Annotated in this window: 14 protein-coding genes and 1 pseudogene; 8 read left to right on the plus strand and 7 right to left on the minus strand. The window is 65.0% G+C overall.

Going from position 1 to position 16,145, the window contains the following annotated elements; translation table 11 throughout:
- Positions 1-25 precede the first annotated feature (25 nt).
- Positions 26-498, minus strand: a pseudogene (locus IPQ13_12110) (cytochrome C).
- Positions 495-1,886 carry a hypothetical protein gene (locus IPQ13_12115; protein ID MBL0211636.1) on the minus strand — a complete coding sequence of 464 codons (1,392 nt, stop codon included), beginning with the start codon at positions 1,884-1,886 and terminating at the stop codon, positions 495-497. The pseudogene IPQ13_12110 and the gene IPQ13_12115 overlap by 4 nt, the downstream one beginning before the upstream one ends.
- 622 nt (positions 1,887-2,508) lie before the next feature.
- Here IPQ13_12115 and proC point away from each other — a divergent pair.
- Positions 2,509-3,327: a pyrroline-5-carboxylate reductase gene (gene proC, locus IPQ13_12120; protein ID MBL0211637.1), complete on the plus strand. Its 819-nt coding sequence runs from the start codon at positions 2,509-2,511 to the stop codon at positions 3,325-3,327.
- Between the two features lie 22 nt (positions 3,328-3,349).
- Here the strand turns inward: proC and IPQ13_12125 are convergent, their stop codons facing one another.
- The gene (locus IPQ13_12125; GenBank protein MBL0211638.1) at positions 3,350-5,125 is read right to left on the minus strand and encodes a transglycosylase SLT domain-containing protein; all 1,776 of its coding nucleotides are present in this window, start codon (positions 5,123-5,125) and stop codon (positions 3,350-3,352) included.
- Positions 5,122-5,571, minus strand: coding sequence for a BlaI/MecI/CopY family transcriptional regulator (locus tag IPQ13_12130; protein ID MBL0211639.1), 450 nt, complete (start codon positions 5,569-5,571; stop codon positions 5,122-5,124). Before IPQ13_12130 ends, IPQ13_12125 begins: the two co-directional genes overlap by 4 nt.
- Before the next feature lie 42 nt (positions 5,572-5,613).
- On the opposite strand from IPQ13_12130, the gene IPQ13_12135 reads away from it, so the two are divergent.
- Entirely contained in the window at positions 5,614-6,570 is a 957-nt protein-coding gene (locus tag IPQ13_12135; protein MBL0211640.1) for a polysaccharide deacetylase family protein, read from the plus strand.
- An 80-nt stretch (positions 6,571-6,650) separates the two neighbouring features.
- On the opposite strand, the gene murJ is transcribed toward IPQ13_12135, so the two are convergent.
- Positions 6,651-8,321 carry a murein biosynthesis integral membrane protein MurJ gene (murJ, locus tag IPQ13_12140; GenBank protein MBL0211641.1) on the minus strand — a complete coding sequence of 557 codons (1,671 nt, stop codon included), beginning with the start codon at positions 8,319-8,321 and terminating at the stop codon, positions 6,651-6,653.
- A 197-nt stretch (positions 8,322-8,518) separates the two neighbouring features.
- Here murJ and IPQ13_12145 point away from each other — a divergent pair, with 197 nt between their 5' ends.
- From IPQ13_12145 to IPQ13_12160, 4 genes are all read left to right on the plus strand, one after another.
- A complete protein-coding gene (locus IPQ13_12145) occupies positions 8,519-9,409 on the plus strand; it encodes a LysR family transcriptional regulator (protein MBL0211642.1) in 891 nt (296 codons plus the stop codon).
- Positions 9,410-9,571: 162 nt separating this feature from the next.
- Positions 9,572-10,387 (plus strand): hypothetical protein, encoded by an 816-nt coding sequence (locus IPQ13_12150; protein ID MBL0211643.1) that lies wholly within the window; start codon positions 9,572-9,574, stop codon positions 10,385-10,387.
- A gap of 87 nt (positions 10,388-10,474) precedes the next feature.
- Positions 10,475-11,020: a thiol peroxidase gene (gene tpx / locus IPQ13_12155; protein MBL0211644.1), complete on the plus strand. Its 546-nt coding sequence runs from the start codon at positions 10,475-10,477 to the stop codon at positions 11,018-11,020.
- Between the two features lie 71 nt (positions 11,021-11,091).
- Entirely contained in the window at positions 11,092-12,147 is a 1,056-nt protein-coding gene (locus IPQ13_12160) for a M20/M25/M40 family metallo-hydrolase (protein MBL0211645.1), read from the plus strand.
- 14 nt (positions 12,148-12,161) lie between these two features.
- On the opposite strand, the gene IPQ13_12165 is transcribed toward IPQ13_12160, so the two are convergent.
- Both IPQ13_12165 and IPQ13_12170 read right to left on the minus strand, forming a co-directional pair.
- Positions 12,162-13,319, minus strand: a complete 1,158-nt coding sequence (locus IPQ13_12165) for a hypothetical protein (protein ID MBL0211646.1) — start codon at positions 13,317-13,319, stop codon at positions 12,162-12,164.
- A 17-nt stretch (positions 13,320-13,336) separates the two neighbouring features.
- Positions 13,337-14,182 carry a hypothetical protein gene (locus IPQ13_12170; GenBank protein MBL0211647.1) on the minus strand — a complete coding sequence of 282 codons (846 nt, stop codon included), beginning with the start codon at positions 14,180-14,182 and terminating at the stop codon, positions 13,337-13,339.
- 180 nt (positions 14,183-14,362) lie between these two features.
- Between IPQ13_12170 and IPQ13_12175 the strand changes: the two genes are divergently transcribed.
- Positions 14,363-15,607, plus strand: a complete 1,245-nt coding sequence (locus IPQ13_12175; GenBank protein ID MBL0211648.1) for an RNA polymerase sigma factor — start codon at positions 14,363-14,365, stop codon at positions 15,605-15,607.
- Between the two features lie 85 nt (positions 15,608-15,692).
- A complete protein-coding gene (locus IPQ13_12180; GenBank protein ID MBL0211649.1) occupies positions 15,693-16,076 on the plus strand; it encodes a YciI family protein in 384 nt (127 codons plus the stop codon).
- The last annotated feature ends 69 nt before the right edge of the window (positions 16,077-16,145 follow it).

Genomic DNA, 16,145 nt, shown 5'->3' on the forward strand with positions numbered 1-16,145 from the left:
TCCCCTTTGGCGCATAAACAGATCCCTACTTATGGCAAGTCGCGCATTTGTCGTTGTTGGACCGGCCATGGCACTTGTAGCAACTGCCCGGATCCATCTTTCCGTCCATCCGGTGCAGGATCAGGTAGTTCCCCGGTGCGCCAGCACCCGGTCGGGCCGGTCGCCCAGCTTGACGGAGGCCGACATCGAGACCTTCCCGCCGTGGCAATCGGCGCAGAAGGACGGGGCGTGGCAGGAGGCGCAGGTCGCCGAATCCTGGTTCGCCTGGAAGCGGTGGTTCTTCACGAAGGTCGGAGTGTGATCGAAGGCGTTGTAATTCTTGAGGCCGCCCTTCATGGCTTCGGTCCCGTGGCAGTCCGAGCACAGGGGCCTTACGCTGGCCTCCACGCCCTCGGGATGGGTGGGGGCGAAGCTCGTCTGGGGCGATAGCAGGGCGCAGGCCGTCAGGATTCCGAATCCCAGGATGGCCACGCAGAGGAGAAGCGTTTTCCGGATCATTTACGGCCTCCCTTGCCGGCTGAGGCGAATCGGTATTCCACCCGGAGCAGGCCCATGACCTGTTTCTTGAAGAGGGCATCGTCGCCGTAGCTGATGTCCCCCGAGATCTTCAGGTTGGTGGTGGTCTGGTAGCCGACCGAACCCACCACCTGGTAGATGGAGCCTTTTCCGCCCAGATTCGGATTGGTCTTGTCGCTGAAGCTGTAGAAAATGCCGTCCAGGCTGGCCGACAGCAGGCCCTTCTGATACATGGCCCAGGCGCGCAGTTCCTGGTGGGACAGGCCGTAGGTGGGGACGTGGGTGCCGGTCAAGGGCGCGTCGTCGGCGTCCACGCGGTGGTATCCGAACCCGGACAGGAGCTTCCATTTGCTGACGTTCCAGCGGACGTCGGCGCCGAAGCGGTTGGCGTCCCCGTAGGACTCGCGGTGGGTGTTGCGGAAGTCGGCGACCACTTCGATGGAGGAAGGGGAGCCCCAGGCCACGCTGCCTCCGAACGAACGGAATTTGTCCTTTTCGTCCTGGCGGAACAGCGACTTGAGGTTGCTGCCCGCGAAATAGGCGTAGAAGTTCCGCTCGGTGAAGGTGCCGGCCACGGAGACCGAATCGGCGACTTTCACCGACAGGGTGTAATCGTGTTCCGCGATCTTGGAGGGTTTCTCGGCCAGGGTCGCGGGCGTGTCCGTGTGCGAGGCGAGGTCGAAGAGGGTGCGTCCGCTGAAGTCGACGGCTGAATGGGGCGACAGCTTGAAATCGATGCCCAGTTGTTTCCGGGAGTAGTCCACGGGGGACGGGATCGGCAGGTCCTTGGCGGCGGTGGAGCCGTCCTGGAGGTAGGAGAGGCCGATCTCACCGGCCTTCGGGATCCTCAAGGAGAGGCGCGTGCCGAAGATCACGTCGTGCTGGAAGTCGTAGTCCTGTTTCGCATCGGGATCCAGGAAGCTCGCGAAGCGGACGGGCCGTCCGCCGAAGGCCGAGATGGCGAAGCCGCCGCGCAGGTCCGCGCGCGCGCTGACGCCGTCGACATGTTCCATGCCCCCGCCCTGGCTGACCATGAAGCGTCCGGCCTTGATCTCGGCGTTGGCCTGGGAGAAGCGGTACTGGAGGTATCCGGAGGTGAGGTATCCGCCGGATTTGCCGTTGGGCGAGGACTGGTCGGCCAGATCGGTCATGCCCCAGCCGTAGATGTGGAGCGACAGGGCGTCCGTCCCCAGCTTGGTGGCGTCGATGCCGAGGTACTGGGTCACCGGGGTGTAGGTGTACTTGTCGAAGCCCGGAGTCTCCTGCTTCCAGAGCTGGGCCATGGTGGTGCTGTACACGTTCACGTCCTGGGACCAGCCCGCGGCGGAAACCAGGGTGGCAAGCAGGGCCACATGAATGCATCGCTTCATGGCTCGCCTCCGCCCGCGATCCGCACAAGCGGCGCGGTCCACATGACCAGGGATCGCTTTCGCATGCCTAACCTCCTATCGGGACGGTGAGTGATGACGGCATTGCACGACTCGATTCCGGATGCTGGCACGTAGGTTCCCGCCACCGCTGTGACTTCAGTCAACTGACCCGCGGTAGATCAGCGGAACCCGCTCATGGCGCCCGGCGCGGTGAAGATCTAGGCCTGGCGCGCCCGTGCGTAGAGTTTGAATCGGAGTGATGATTCCTCTCCTGCACGGGCCAACCACATGTGAAAAGGAGGTCCGGCGGCGGAAAAACCGCTTCCGCCTGCACCTTGGAAAAGGGCTTGGAGATGTTTGCCGGGGCTCGCCAAACCTGGCTCGGGCAGATCGGTGTGATGACACCTTTGATGGCGCGAGGAATCCGTTTTTTTCCGAGCCGGCGCGTGCATTGGCCTTCGCAGCGCCATTGTGACCGAATCCACACATTCGCCTTGTCCCCGGGCGGTGGCGAAGCGGGTGTTTCTGGAATCCAGGATCCGGACCCGCAAGGCGGGCCTGGAATGGCGGCGCCTAGACGCGCAGCGGCCCGCCGTGGTCATCTGGAGGCAGAGGCCCTCCCATGCTGAACCAAAAAAAGATCGCGCTGCTCGGCTCTGGAACCATGGGCAAAACCATCGTGGGCGGCCTTTTGAAATCCGGCAAAGTGAAGCCCGCGCAGCTCCGCGCCACCACGCGCCGCGCCGCGACGGCCGAATCGTTCAGCCAAGCCCAGGGTGTGACCTGTTTAACAGACAATTCCAAGGTCGCCGCCTGGGCCGAGATCGTGATCCTCTGCGTGAAGCCCAAGGACATCCCCAAGATCCTGCAGGAACTCCATGCAAAGGGCGCCCTGGCCCACAAGCCGCTGCTCATCTCGATCGCTGCGGGCGTCAGCACGGCTTTTCTGGAAGAAGCGAGCGGCGGCGGCTGCCCGGTGCTGCGGGCCATGCCCAACACGCCCTGTTCCATCGGCAAGGGCATGACGGTCGTGGCCAAAGGCAGCCACGCCGGGGACGCCCACGTGGCGCTGGCCAAAGAAATCTTTTCGCCGCTCGGCCGTTTCCTGGAACTGGAAGAAAAGCACATGGACACGGTCACGGGACTCAGCGCCAGCGGCCCGGCCTTCATGTACATCATCATCGAGGCCCTGGCGGATGGCGGCGTGATGCGGGGCCTGCCCCGGACCGTGGCGGTCGAACTGGCGGCGCAGATGACCCTGGGCGCCGCGGAAATGGTGCTGGCCACCGGCAAACATCCTGCGGCCCTGAAGGACGATGTGACCACGCCCGCAGGCTGCACCATCGCAGGCATCCTGGCCCTCGAGGACGGCCGCATCCGCAGCGTCCTCGCCCGCACGGTGGAGCTGGCGTCGAAGGTGGCGGGGGAGCTGGGGAAGTAGAACCTGCGTTGGACTGCGGACGCTAACGGACCAGGGACAGCGTGAAGTCGCCGGCGGCCAGGGGCACTGTGGCATCGCAACTGTGTTTGCTGCCGAGGTCCCGATAGACGATGCGGATGGGTCCTTGCCCGGCGGTGGGCTGGATGGCGGCAATGGGGGTTGTGAAGTAAGGCCGGACCTCAGGTGCATCTCCCTTGATCAGCGCCAGCCGCTTTCCACCCTGGGTGATTTCTATCTCGGAACTGCCGAGCATCCAGGCCTGGAAGGCGATGGCCCAGCTGCCGTCGCGCTGCGGCGTCAACCGCCCCTGCACGCTTTGGATGCCCTCGCTGCCCTCGGTGGGCTGGATGGCTTTGTCCCGGTAGAGGTCCATCACGGCCTTGGAGTAGATGCGGCTTTCATCGGTCGGGGCCTTGGCGCCTGCGGCGTCCACGGCCTTTTCCCCGGCATTGTAGGCGGTGACCGCGCGGGCCATGTCGCCCTGGTAGCGGTCCAGCAGGAAGCGCATGTATTTCGCGCCGGCTTTCAGGTTCTGCTCCACCTGCCATGCGTCCGTGACGCCGAAGCGGGCCGCGGTCTTCGGCATGAGCTGCATCAGCCCCATGGCGCCCATGGGGCTTCTGGCCGAGGGATTGAAGCGGCTCTCGCACTGGACCATGGCGCGAATGAGATCAGGATCGACGCCTTCGGCCCTGGCTGCCTCATCGACCTGGTCGAGCAGGGCCGAAGGCACGAGGATGGCGGGTCCCTTCAGGCCTTCGCGGAAGGGCACGATGGCGGCCAGGCCGATGCCCGTGAGCACCAGCGCTGCGCCGAAGAGAGCGGATAGGGAGGGGCGGATGTTGACGCCCAGGAGGTGCTGGATGCGGATCATGAGGGAAGCTCCGTTAGCGAGAAGGGCGGGTGAGGCAGGTGCCCGGGAAGAGGGTGGAGGGAGTGACGATTCCGCCGGACGCAGGTCATCGAGACGATCCAGCAGGGCCGTGTAGAATCGGGCGTCCCCGCAGACCTCCACCGCCGCCATGTCGCAGCAGCGCTCGCGCTCCAGTCGCGCGGCGGCGGAGATCCAATGGGCCAGCGGGTGATGGAACAGCAGCAATTCCGCCACGGATTGCAGGGCGTTCACAAGAAAGTCGTGGCGGCGGAGATGCGCGAATTCGTGGGCCAGCAGAGCCTCCAGATCGCGCGCATCCAGGTGTCCGAGGCAGGCCGCGGGGAGCACCACGACGGTGCGCCAAAGGCCGTAGCAGAAGGGTCCTGCGATGGCCCTTGAAACACGCAGGGATGGAAGGCGCAGGCCCATTCGCCGTGCCAAGTCCGGGCCCAGGTCCAGCACCCAGGCGGGGGCGGGTTCCGTGGCTTTTCGGAGGCGCTGGAGCCACAGCCACCCGCCCATCAAACGCAACCCCAAGGTGAGCACACCTGCGCCCCAGATCATCGCGAGCCAAGGCAGGGCTGGCTCTGACCACGCGGCCAGCCCCGCAGGGAATCCAGGCTGGACCGCCGCCGAGGGTGGAGGGTGAAGCACCGGCTGGATGAAGAGCGGACCCCTCGCAATGGCGGAGGCGCGGCCGCTGCGGTAGGCGCGGGCCTGCTGGAATGTGGAGATGGGCCAGAGCACGGCGAGGGCAAGCGCCGTGATCGCGAGGCTATGGCGCAGGTTCGGCGAAGCCCGGTGGAGGATGGTTAGCAGGCCCCACAAAGCCGCCGCCACCACGGCCACCTGCCAGAGCGAGTGGAGCAGGGCGCTGCCCATATCCGTGGCGAGCCCTTGGAGATCAAAGAAGGGCACCGTCATTTCCCTTTCAACAGGCCGCGCAGGGCGGCCTTTTCCTCGGGCCTCAACCGGCGGCCCTGCAGGGCCATCTGCACCAGCTCTCCCGCCGAACCGGCGAAAACCTTGTCCATGAATTCACCCAGCAGGGCGCGTTGGGTTCTCGATTTGGCCTGGGCGGGCCAGTAGCGGTGGGCCCGCTCGGATTCGTCGCGCTCCAGCAGCCCCTTCTCCAGCATGGTCTGCATGAGCTTGAGCACGGCCGTGTAGCCCAGGTCCCGCTCCTGGCCCACACGGGCATAGACTTCCTTCACGCTGCTGGGTCCCAGCTCCCACAGCACCTGAAGGATGCCGACTTCCGCTTCGGTGGGCCTGGGGGCCGGATTTGACACGGGCGCTCCTTTGAGTACGATAAACAATGTACGATAAAAAATGTACACGGCAAGAATATTTTCGGCCCAATCGGCCATGGAAAGCCGGGCAGGCCGGAATCCTTGGCACAAAGCCCGTTCCTGCTCTGGAGGAAATCCGTGAAACTCCCGCGCGCAATCCGCTTCCTGGCCACGGCGGCCTGTTTCAGCGCCCCCGCTTACCCGCAATCCGTGACGTTCACCTTCGACGATGGCCCGAAACTGAAGGCGACGCCGCTCATGAGCCCCCAGGCGCGCAACACGGCGCTCTTGGAGACGTTGAAAAAGCATCAGGTGAAGGCCGCGCTTTTCGTGACGCTGGCCAATGGCGCGGACCGCCCCGAAGGATTGGCCTTGGCGGAGGCGTGGGGAGAGGCCGGGCATGCCATCGGCAACCACACCGCCACGCATCTGGATTTGAATGCCAAGTCCGTCACCCTAAAGCAGTACCAGGACGAGATACTGGCCTGCGATAGCGTGATCCGCTCGCTGCCTGGCTATGCACCCTGGTTCCGCTTCACGTTCCTGCGGGAAGGCGACACGCCTGAAAAGCGCGATGGCATGAAGGTTTTTTTAAAAACCAGAGGCCTGCGCAATGCCTATGTTTCCCTGGATACTTCGGATTGGCGGCTGGACGCGGCCTTGGAGGCCGCCCTGAACGAGCATCCAGGTGCAGACCTGGCCCCCTTCCGCGCCACCTACCTGGCGCATCTCCGCCAGCGCGCAGAAGCCTACCGGGACCTTTCACGGCGGCTCTTCGGACGGGATATCCCCCAGGTATTGCTGATGCACCACAATCTCATCAACGCGCTGTTCCTGGATGACGCGATCCAGCAATTCAAGGCCATGGGATGGACCATCATCGAACCCGGAAAGGCCTTCCAGGACTTCGTCTACAGCCTCGATCCCCAGCGGCCCTCGCCAGGCCAGAGCCTGCTGATCTCCGCGGCCCGCAGCCTGGGCTATCGTCCAGATAACTGGGAGCGGATGCTCGACGATGGAGACTTCGAGATCCTGGAGCTCAAACAGAAAGGACTGCTGCCCGCGTCCTTCGAGTGAAGAACAAAGCCGCAGATTCTGTAGCTGGCGTAGATGGAAAACGCTGGCGGCTGAGACGCGATCGGTCCACAGGCGCTCGTTCAACGCTTGATGCGTGAAAATAATTTTTGCCCAATGGCCTTGGCCTGGGGATGTCCCAGCGCCAGCATCAGGCCGCCATAGGCCGCGGCGCATAGCGCGATGAAGGGCAGCAGGCGCAACGCCAGGGAAAGGCGGTGCAGGGGAGCGCCAAGGCCAAGCCAGTCGATGCCTTGCCAGGCCAGCAGGCCCATGAGCGAAGCGCCCAGCAACGAGATCATCCAGGTCCTGAGCACGGGGGCGGCGGGCAGCTCTGGCAACCGCGGCTTCAACCGGAACACCAGGAAGAAGAGCCCGGCCAGACTGGACACGCCGTTGGCCAGCGCGAGGCCGCCCGTGCCCAGGGGGCGCAGCCAGAGCAGGCTCAGCAGCACGTTCAGCAGCATGGAGAGCACCGCGATCACCATGGGACCGCGGTAGTCCTTCAGCGCGTACAGCGCCTGGGCGCCGATGCGGCTGGCGGCCACGAACAGCAGGCCGACGCACTGGAAGACGATCGTGGCCGCGGTCCAGTCGGCGGCGGCTGCATCGTAGGCGCCGGTGCGGAAGATGAGCGCGCAGATGGGATGGGCGAGCACCGCCAATCCGACGCTGGCGGGAATGACCAGGAGGCCCGTGGCGCCGAGGGCCTCGGCCAGGTTGCTCCGCATGCCGTCCCAGTCCTTGGCTTCCGCTTGCCGGCTGAGGGCCGGGAGGCTCGCGGTGGCCAGGCTCATGGCGAAGAGTCCCAGCACCATCTCGCCCATCATGTTGGCGTTGTAGAGGACGATCTGCGCGCCCACCTCCAGGTTCGAAGCGAGCATCGCGGAGATGTAGGTGTTGATGGGATAGACGCCCGCGGCCACCAGTCCCGGCCCCATGCGCTTCAACGCCAGGCGCACCCAGGGATCCTTGAAGTGGAGGCCGGGCCGCACGGTGAATCCAAGAGCCCGGGCCGATGGGATGATGGCCCCCAGCTGCACCATGCCGCCCGCGAGCACCGCGAAGGCGCAGATGGTGGCGATGTGCTCAGGTCCGGTCCAGCCATGGCTGCGCCCGAAAACGATCGCGGCCCAGCCGAAGGAGATGAACGAGAGGTTCCAGAAAATCGAAACCGCCGAGGCGAGGGCGAAGCGCCCGCGGAGATTCAAGAGGCCGCCCAGCCCGGCGGTGAGGCTCACCAAGGCGAGATAGGGAAACATGATGCGTCCCAGACGCACCGCCAGCGCCATCTCCGGGGGCGGCGGCATCGAACCCGAAAGCACGCGGCCCAGCATGGCGAGTTTTTCCCCGAAGGACACGTCGGTGGCCATGCGCCCGACCACCATCAGGCCGGCGATGAGGCTCATGGCCAGCATCACCACCAGCACCAGCGCCGACAGCAAGGTCAGCAGCGTGCCCAGGAATCGCGCGGCGGTGGCGCGGGCGGCGGGTTCGCCATCCTTGGCCTCCAGTTCCGTCAGCGTAGGCAGGAAGGCCGCGGTCATGGTGCCCTCGGCGGTGAAGCGGCGCAGCAGGTTCGGCAGGCGGAAGGCCACGGAGTAGGCGTCCGCGGCCGCGCCGGCGCCGAGGTAGTGGGACAGGAAGTAGGTCTGCGCGAGGCCGGTCAGGCGGCTCAGCAGCGTCATGGCGGAAACGACGGCCGCCGAGCGCATGAGGCTCGGCGGGGGCGTCTGCTGGGCGGATCCGCTCACGGCCGCATCAGGCGCAGAGGACCGTCTGGAACGCGAGGTCCAGCCGATCGATAGGGTGCGGGCGGCCAAGGCCAAGGAAAGGGAGCATCAGGATGTCCGGGGTCGCTCCAGCTTAGCTTGGCTTTCGCATTTCGTTTTCGCTTCCCAATGGGATTGGGGGATCACAATAATTCCAGGTCCCACTTCCCCGGTGCTCCATGCTGCTCAAGAAACCGCTCCTGAACGTCTTCCTGGTGGTGGCGGAGGAGAAGAGCTTCACCCGCGCGGCGGAAAAGCTGGGCCGGACGCAGCCGGCCATCACGCAGGCCATCCAGCGCCTGGAAACCGAACTGGGGGAGACGCTCATCGACCGCAGCGGGCGGGAACTGGCCCTGACCGACGCCGGACGGGTGGTGTTCGAGGTGGCGCGGCGCCAGGAAAATCTCCAGCGCGAACTGCTCACGCAGCTCGGGGAGCTGCGGAACAAGGCCGCCGGCCGCCTGGTCATCGGCGCCAACGAAAGCATGATCTTGTACCTGCTGCCGCACCTGATCCGCTACCGCCAGGCCTACCCCAAAGTGAAACTGGTCGTGCAGCGCAGCCGGTCCAGCGAAGTGCCGGACCTGCTGCTGGCGGGGGACGTGGATTTCGGCGTGGTGAGCTACCTCGCGGGGGATGAGCGGCTGGATTCCCAGGTGCTCTACGTGGACCACCTTTCCTTCGTGGTGGCGCCCGGCCATCGGTTGGCCAGGCACAAGCTGCTGACGATCAAGGATCTGGAAACGGAGACCTTCGTGGCGCACAACGTGGCCTCGCCCTACCGGGATGCCGTGATGAAGGCCTTCCAGCAGCAGCGGACGCACCTGAACATGGATATCGAGATGCCCACGGTGGAAAGCATCCGGCGCATGGTGCAGTCGGGCCTGGGCGTCGCCTTCCTGCCGAGGGTCTGCGTGGATCAGGATCTGAGGACCGGCATCCTCAAAGAGATCCCGGTTCGGGAATTGCAACTGGAACGGAAGATCTACCTGCTGAGCGTGGGTAAGCGGCCCCTGAGCCATGCGGCGGGAGCTTTCCAGGAACTAATGAAGAAGGAGCTGGCCGGGTAGCCACAGGCGCTGGGATCAGCCCCGAAGATTATTTCTTTCGCTAAGCCGCTGCGACCCATCAACTTGATCAATGCGGAGTGAAGGGCGCCGGTTATTTAGGCTGGATCCCTAAACGCATCCGGATGTCCGCGGGTCAGTAGGGCATCCCACAAGGAGGATCAAATGCGAAGCAGGCTACTCACCCTGGCCCCTCTGACTCTGGCTGGACTTCTGGCCTGTGGAGGGGCCGGCGACAATCCGCCCGCCGCGCCACCGGCGAACCCGAAAATGGATGTCGAAACGGCTGCGGCCCTGGCCGTTCCCTTCGAGACCATCGAAGCCAACCAGGCTGGGGAGATGGATGAGTCCGGACCCACCGCCGCCGGGGAAGCCATGAGCATGGTGCAGCCCGGACATCCGGACTGCGTGTCGGTGAGCAATGTCACGGCGTCCTCGGTGACTTGGACCTTCAACAGCTGCACCGGTCCGCACGGATGGACCTGGAACGGAGTGGTTGTGATCTCCTGGACGCGGAATAACGATGGCACTGTGCTGGTGAAGCACGATCACCAGAATTTCGTCGGCACCAAGGATGGCAAGTCCTGGACCATCAACGGCATCAAGGACCGCTTGCGCAACCCTGCCGCCCGGAAGGTCACCCTCACCGCCGAACCGGGCTTCACCAAGGCCTTCAATGACGGCACCACGACCACCGTGTACACCTACACCTGCGCCATGACCGCTGATTGGTCCGAACAGGGCAAGCGCAAGCTGTATGGAACCTGGGCGATGACACCGGCCACCGGCGACGCGGTCAGCGCGACCATCGACCAGGCCACCGCGCTGGTATGGGACAGGGCGGCCGGCTGCTGCTATCCCGTCTCCGGCACCTTGAACCTGGCCAAGGGCACGAAGAAAGCCACCATCGTGCACAGCCTGCCCTGCGGCACCGTGACCATCAATGACACGACGCGGCTCCTTCCGCCCTGCTCCATGTGAATCCGCGTGGCCTGGAACCTGCCCCGGCATTTGCCGGGGCATTTTTTTGGAATCCGGGAGTAGGATAGGGGCGTTTCGGAGGTCCCCATGGCTACGCTCACCTTCAATGGAAGCCCGATCCACACCACGGGAGAGCTGCCCGTCATCGGGCGTCCCTGCCCGCCCTTCACCCTCACCCGCGCTGATCTCAGCGAGATCTCCCTCGTGGATCTGGAGGGCCAGCGGGTGATCCTGAACATCTTCCCGAGCCTCGATACCACCATCTGCGCCAAGGGCGTGCGCACCTTCGACGCGCGCGCCTCGGAAGTTCCGAACATGGCGGTGCTCTGCGTGTCCCAGGATCTGCCCTTTGCCCAGGCGCGGTTCTGCAAGGCCGAGGAAATAACGGATGTGGTGCCGGCCTCCACCTTCCGCCATCCGGAATTCGGCACTGATTTCGGCGTGATGATGGTGGATGGCCCCCTGCGCGGCCTCCTCGCCCGCGCCCTGGTCGTGCTGGATGAAAACGGCACCGTGGTCCACACCGAACTGGTGCCGGAGCTGGCCTGCGAAGCGGACTATGACGGGGCCCTGGACATCATCCACAACCACCACCGCCCCTGCCTGGATGACGCGCTGCTGACGAGCGAATAAGGAAGCGCCTGGGCTGGACTGGCCTTCCGGCCACAACCCCGGAGGCTCTCTGGCCGTGGTAGAAAGAGGGCATGAGCTTTCCAATCCGGTCCTCCTTGTCTGGCCTGTTCGCCCTGGCGGTGGTTGTGGTCGCAGGAGGCTGCGGCGGCGGTGAGCCTGGTCTTCATCCAGCCTCCCAACCTCCGGTGCTGGTTGACTTCACACCGGCCAGTCCGCGCCTGGGGAAGCAAGCCCTGGTTGACGACCTCCGGGTGCTGTCTGCGCCGGACATGGAGGGCCGGAAGCTGGGCAGCGCGGGCAATGCCAAGGCCCGGGCGATGATTGTGGGGCGCTTCCAGCAACTCGGGCTGTCCAGCTACGGCGGCGGCTTTGAGCAACCTGCAACCTGGCGCAACACCCCGTGCACAAACGTGGTCGGCTACTGGCCGGGCGCCACGAATCCTGGCCGCGCCATCCTATTCACGGCGCACTACGATCATATTGGCATTCGAAATGGGGAGATCAACACCGGAGCGGATGATAATGCCTCGGGCAGCGCCGCCCTGTTGCAGTTGGCGGCCTGGCTGAAGGATCATCCCCCGGCGCATACCGTGGTCTTCTGCCTATTCGACGGGGAGGAGGCAGGGCTCTACGGCTCCCAGGCTTTCGTGGCCGCGCCCCCTGCGGCCCTGCCGCTCGCCGCCATCGATGTCGTGCTGAATCTGGACATGATCGCCCAGGGCACCAAGGGCCGGATCTTCGTGGGGGGAACCAGCTACACCACCGCCCTGAAGCCGCACCTGGCGGCTGCCTTCAGCGCCTCCGCGGTCAGGCTCGTCCCGGATTTCGAGACCTATGACAACGCTTCAGATCAATTCCCCTTCATGCAACGGGGCATCCCTTTCCTGTTCTTCTGCGTGGGCGATGATGATCCCTACTACCATACGCCGCGGGACACGTTTGAAAGCATTCCCCAAGTTTTCTACTGGGCTGCCGTGGAAGCCATCCTGGACACTTTTCTGCGCTTGGATGGCCTGCCCAATATCCCTTTGATCCTGCCCCGTCCGCCGGTCCGCGAACCGGGCGCCGAGCAACGGGCCCTGGATCCTCACCCTTGGCGCCACCGGAGGATTCAAGGGGAGGAGTAAATCGGGCCGAGTATTCAGCAGCAACCCAGGCGCCGGGGCAATCCATCCAGGGTCTCAAGTATTTCTGCTGCATCGGAGCCCGGCAGGAAGCCGGACACGAGGAAATCCGTCATCTCCGCAGATGCATCTGAAAGCACAACCGTAAGCGGAAAGAAGCGTCTTTCCTTCAACAGAGCGCTCAGGGTCGCAGCCAATTCCGATGGCGGCGCGCTGCCACGCAACGCCGTCCGGAGGGCGACGGGAGCCTCGATCCGGCGATGCAGTTCCGGAAACAACAGCAGGGGGGCGGTGCTGCCGTTCATGCGGAAATTGAGGTCGAAGAACTTGAAGGACCCGTCCGCCTGGAAACCCGCGTCCAGGCCCGCGGCGCCCCGGTATCCGAGGGCAGCCGCCCGCCGGCAGATGGCCGCGCCCGCAGCCACGGCCAGCGGGTCGGGCTGGTCCTCGGCACGGAACCAGTTCCCCAGGTAATGTCCCTCCGCCGACAGGAATTGTTCAGGCGCCCCCAGGAACATCGGTTCCCCGGAGGCACCGATGAGGTAGTTGAAACAGCGGGTGGACCGGAAGGACAGGAACTCCTCCAGGACCGCCCCTTCCGCGCCGTCCAGCAGGGCGGCCAAGCGCGCGGCATCTCCCGAATGCGGCGGCAGCAGGAGGTCGTGCCCGCCTCCGGTGGCTTCGAGGGTGGCGACCTTCACCGCGCTATGGAGGCAGGCCTCCGGTTGCGCCATCGCTTCCGATGCCCCCATGAGGCGCCGCGCCGGGCGCTGGTCCATGGGCACCAGCCGCTCCAGGTTGCCCTTGTGGTTCAGGAAGGCGCGGAGCGATGGCTCGACCAGGTGGATTGCTGCGGGGGCGATGTCTTCCGGGAGCGGGAAGCTGGCCACCAGTCTGGCGCCACCGGCGGCTTGATCCCGGATGAGCGCGCCCAGTTCCTCCGTCGAGCGGAACACGAGAAGCTGATCCGGCAGCCGCCAACCGGCCTCCGAGAGCAGGTCCAGGGCCAAGGGGGAGGCGGCGAGGTGGCCGCAGAGCATGGCGAGGCTCCCTGCGACGCAAAGGGACCCGGCGCTGAACGCCTGGGCGGTCAACTCGTCCTTCACGAGCCAGCGGCGGCCGCCGGGGTGTGGATAGCCGCACAGGAGGGCTTTGGGACCCAGGGCCTGGCGCAAGGCTCCATCCTGGTCCGTCAAGGCTGGACACTCCCATCGAGGAAGCCGTGCAAGGCCCTCGCCAGGGCTTCCAGGACCGGCCGGGACCGCTCGGTGACCTTGCTTTGGGTGGGTGTCTTGTTCACGTCATAGACCACCGCGCGCCCATCCACGACGCCGAAATCGATCTTCCCGAAATCAAGGCCCATGGCCTCCCTTGCTTCGCGGACTTCCACCGGCACCTCGTGCAGAAGGTCGTGCCGGTAGGCGTTGCCGGCCTTGGCGATGGGGTGGATCGACAGGCTGCGCCAGACGACCCCGGCCTCGCCCAGGAAGAGCCAGGAGCGCAGGCTGAAGTGTCCTTCCGGCGTGCGTTCCGGCATGAAGCGCTCGATGATCAAGGCCGGGTTGTCCCAGGCCTCCGGCGGAACCTGGGCCGGCTCCGGAAAGATCGGATACTCCTCCGGCGGCATGAACCGGAGCTGGCCCCAGCCATCGGTGGGCCAGGTTTCCAGCCCCAGCTTGCGGGCCTCGGGAAGGCCGCCATAGTTCAGGTTTGTCTTCAGGATCACGGGCCCCTGGTAGCCATCCCCGGGGCGGACCCTCAGCCGCGAGAATCCGCGCTTGCCGATGTCGATGGCCCGGCGGTTCAGGACGCAAGGGTGATCCTGTACGAGATCCAGGAGAGCCGCTGGCACCTGGGTGAGGTCCACGTGAAGGATGGCCGCGTCGCAAACCAGGGGGCGGGTCCAGTCGGTCACGACCTCCACCCGGTGCCCGGCGGATCTCCAATAGGCAGACAGGTGCCCGAGGACATAGGCCTGATCCTCGAAGCCATCCTCAGGCTGGGTCAGGATCGCAATGGCGCGGGATCCGGTCGGCATCCCGCCAGGATCGCACATCTCCCGCCAAGCGGGTCTGGAGGACCCTCCAGGCCGTTGTATTGGAGCCGCTTGCGGGATCGAACCGGCGCACCTTTATTACAAAGCGCCTGATCATCCAATCGCACCGGTTGGTGACGGTACGCCGCAGAACTTACCCGATCCTCCTGGAATAATCTCACGATGCCCTCCGCTAAAAATATCCCCGAGTCCCTGGACATCCTCTACCGAACTGAATCCAGGCACATCCTGGCCACATTGATCCGCCTGCTCGGCGATTTCGATCTGGCGGAAGAGGCCCTGCACGAGGCGTTCCGGGCGGCACTGGAGCAGTGGCCGGCGGATGGCGTGCCGGCCAAGCCCCGGGCTTGGCTGATCTCCACGGGCCGCTTCAAGGCCATCGATGCGCTCCGCCGGCGCGCGAAGTTCGAAGCCCCGCTGGACGCGCTGGCCGAAGCCCAGATCCCCGCCGCGCCCGAGGAGCCGGACGAAGCGGATGAGCCCATCCAGGATGATCGCCTTCGCCTCATCTTCACCTGCTGCCATCCCGCCTTGGGCGCCGAAGCCCGTTCGGCGCTCACGCTGCGGGAAGTCTGCGGCCTTTCAACCGAAGAAATCGCGCGGGCGTTCCTCACCTCGCCCTCCGCCATCGCCCAGCGCATCGTGCGCGCCAAGGCGAAGATCCGCACCGCGCGCATTCCCTATGAGGTTCCTTCGCCTGACGAATTGCCGGACCGGCTCGACACCGTGCTTCAAGTGATTTATCTCGTCTACAACGAAGGCTACTCTGCGCCTTCGGGCGAATCGCTGACGCGCGCAGATATTTCCGGGGAAGCCATCCGCCTGGGAAGGCTCCTGAAGGAGCTTCTACCGGGTCCGGAAGTCCTGGGCCTGCTCGCCCTCATGCTGCTGCAGGAATCGCGGCGCACAGCGCGCACTTCCCCCGGCGGGGATCTGATCCTCCTTGCTGATCAGGACCGCGCGCAGTGGAATCGCGATCACATCCTCGAAGGCTCCGCGCTCGTGACGCAGGCGCTTGGGTCGCGCCAGGCTGGACCCTACACCCTGCAGGCCGCCATCGCGGCTACGCATGCCCTGGCGCCCAGCATCGCCGCCACGGACTGGAACCGGATTGTGGCGTATTACGACGTGCTGGCCCGGATCGATCCTTCGCCGGTCATCCGTCTCAACCGCGCCGCCGCCCTAGCCATGCGGGACGGTCCCCCGGCGGGCCTGGCGCTCATCGACCAACTCCTGGACGAGGGCGATCTGGCCAACTACCACCTGGCCCATTCCGCACGCGCGGATCTTTGCCGGCGGATGGGGCTGGTGGAAGCAGCACGCGCTTCCTACCGCACCGCACTCGCCCTGGCCCAGCAAGACCCCGAACGGCGGTTCCTGGAGCGGCGACTCATCGAATTAGGCTGATTACAAAAAAAGAAATGCCCATTGTCGATTTGGGCCTCCTCCGATCGACTAAAGAGGGAAGGCACAAACTTCAAGGAGAACCGCCATGAAATACATCTGCTTCGGATACCTGGACGTACAGAGCTGGGAGAAGAAATCGCCCAGCGAACAAAACGCCATGATCGATCAATGCTTCGCCTATGACGATGTGTTGAAGAAAGCCGGCCACTGGGCGGGCGGGGAAGGCCTCCAGGGCGCCACCACTCTGAGCTACCAGAACGGGAAAGTGTCGGTGTCGGATGGCCCCTATGCGGAGACCAAAGAATTGTTGGGCGGTCTTTTGATCCTGGAAGCCAAGGATCTGAACCACGCCATCCAGCTCATTTCGAACCACCCCGGCATCAAAATGGGCCGCTGGGAAATCCGTCCCGCGGAGGACCTGAAGCCCATGATCGAAGCAAGCGAAAAGCGCCGGGCTGCCGCGAAATAGGAAGAGTGGCCCTTCGGGCCATGACCACCCTAGAAGCCTCGAAGGATTCAGAAGCGGAGGCCATGCCCT

The sequence above is a fragment of the Holophagaceae bacterium genome (assembly GCA_016720465.1).
Classification (GTDB): domain Bacteria; phylum Acidobacteriota; class Holophagae; order Holophagales; family Holophagaceae; genus JANXPB01.

Coding starts and splice junctions, on each gene's coding strand:
- IPQ13_12175 (MBL0211648.1), top strand. CDS start 14,363: ATGCCCTCCGCTAAAAATATCCCCGAGTCCCTGGACATCCTCTACCGA.
- IPQ13_12180 (MBL0211649.1), top strand. CDS start 15,693: ATGAAATACATCTGCTTCGGATACCTGGACGTACAGAGCTGGGAGAAG.
- IPQ13_12125 (MBL0211638.1), bottom strand. CDS start 5,125: ATGACGGTGCCCTTCTTTGATCTCCAAGGGCTCGCCACGGATATGGGC.
- IPQ13_12130 (MBL0211639.1), bottom strand. CDS start 5,571: ATGGCCGATTGGGCCGAAAATATTCTTGCCGTGTACATTTTTTATCGT.
- IPQ13_12145 (MBL0211642.1), top strand. CDS start 8,519: ATGCTGCTCAAGAAACCGCTCCTGAACGTCTTCCTGGTGGTGGCGGAG.
- IPQ13_12160 (MBL0211645.1), top strand. CDS start 11,092: ATGAGCTTTCCAATCCGGTCCTCCTTGTCTGGCCTGTTCGCCCTGGCG.
- IPQ13_12170 (MBL0211647.1), bottom strand. CDS start 14,182: ATGCCGACCGGATCCCGCGCCATTGCGATCCTGACCCAGCCTGAGGAT.
- proC (MBL0211637.1), top strand. CDS start 2,509: ATGCTGAACCAAAAAAAGATCGCGCTGCTCGGCTCTGGAACCATGGGC.
- IPQ13_12150 (MBL0211643.1), top strand. CDS start 9,572: ATGCGAAGCAGGCTACTCACCCTGGCCCCTCTGACTCTGGCTGGACTT.
- IPQ13_12115 (MBL0211636.1), bottom strand. CDS start 1,886: ATGAAGCGATGCATTCATGTGGCCCTGCTTGCCACCCTGGTTTCCGCC.
- tpx (MBL0211644.1), top strand. CDS start 10,475: ATGGCTACGCTCACCTTCAATGGAAGCCCGATCCACACCACGGGAGAG.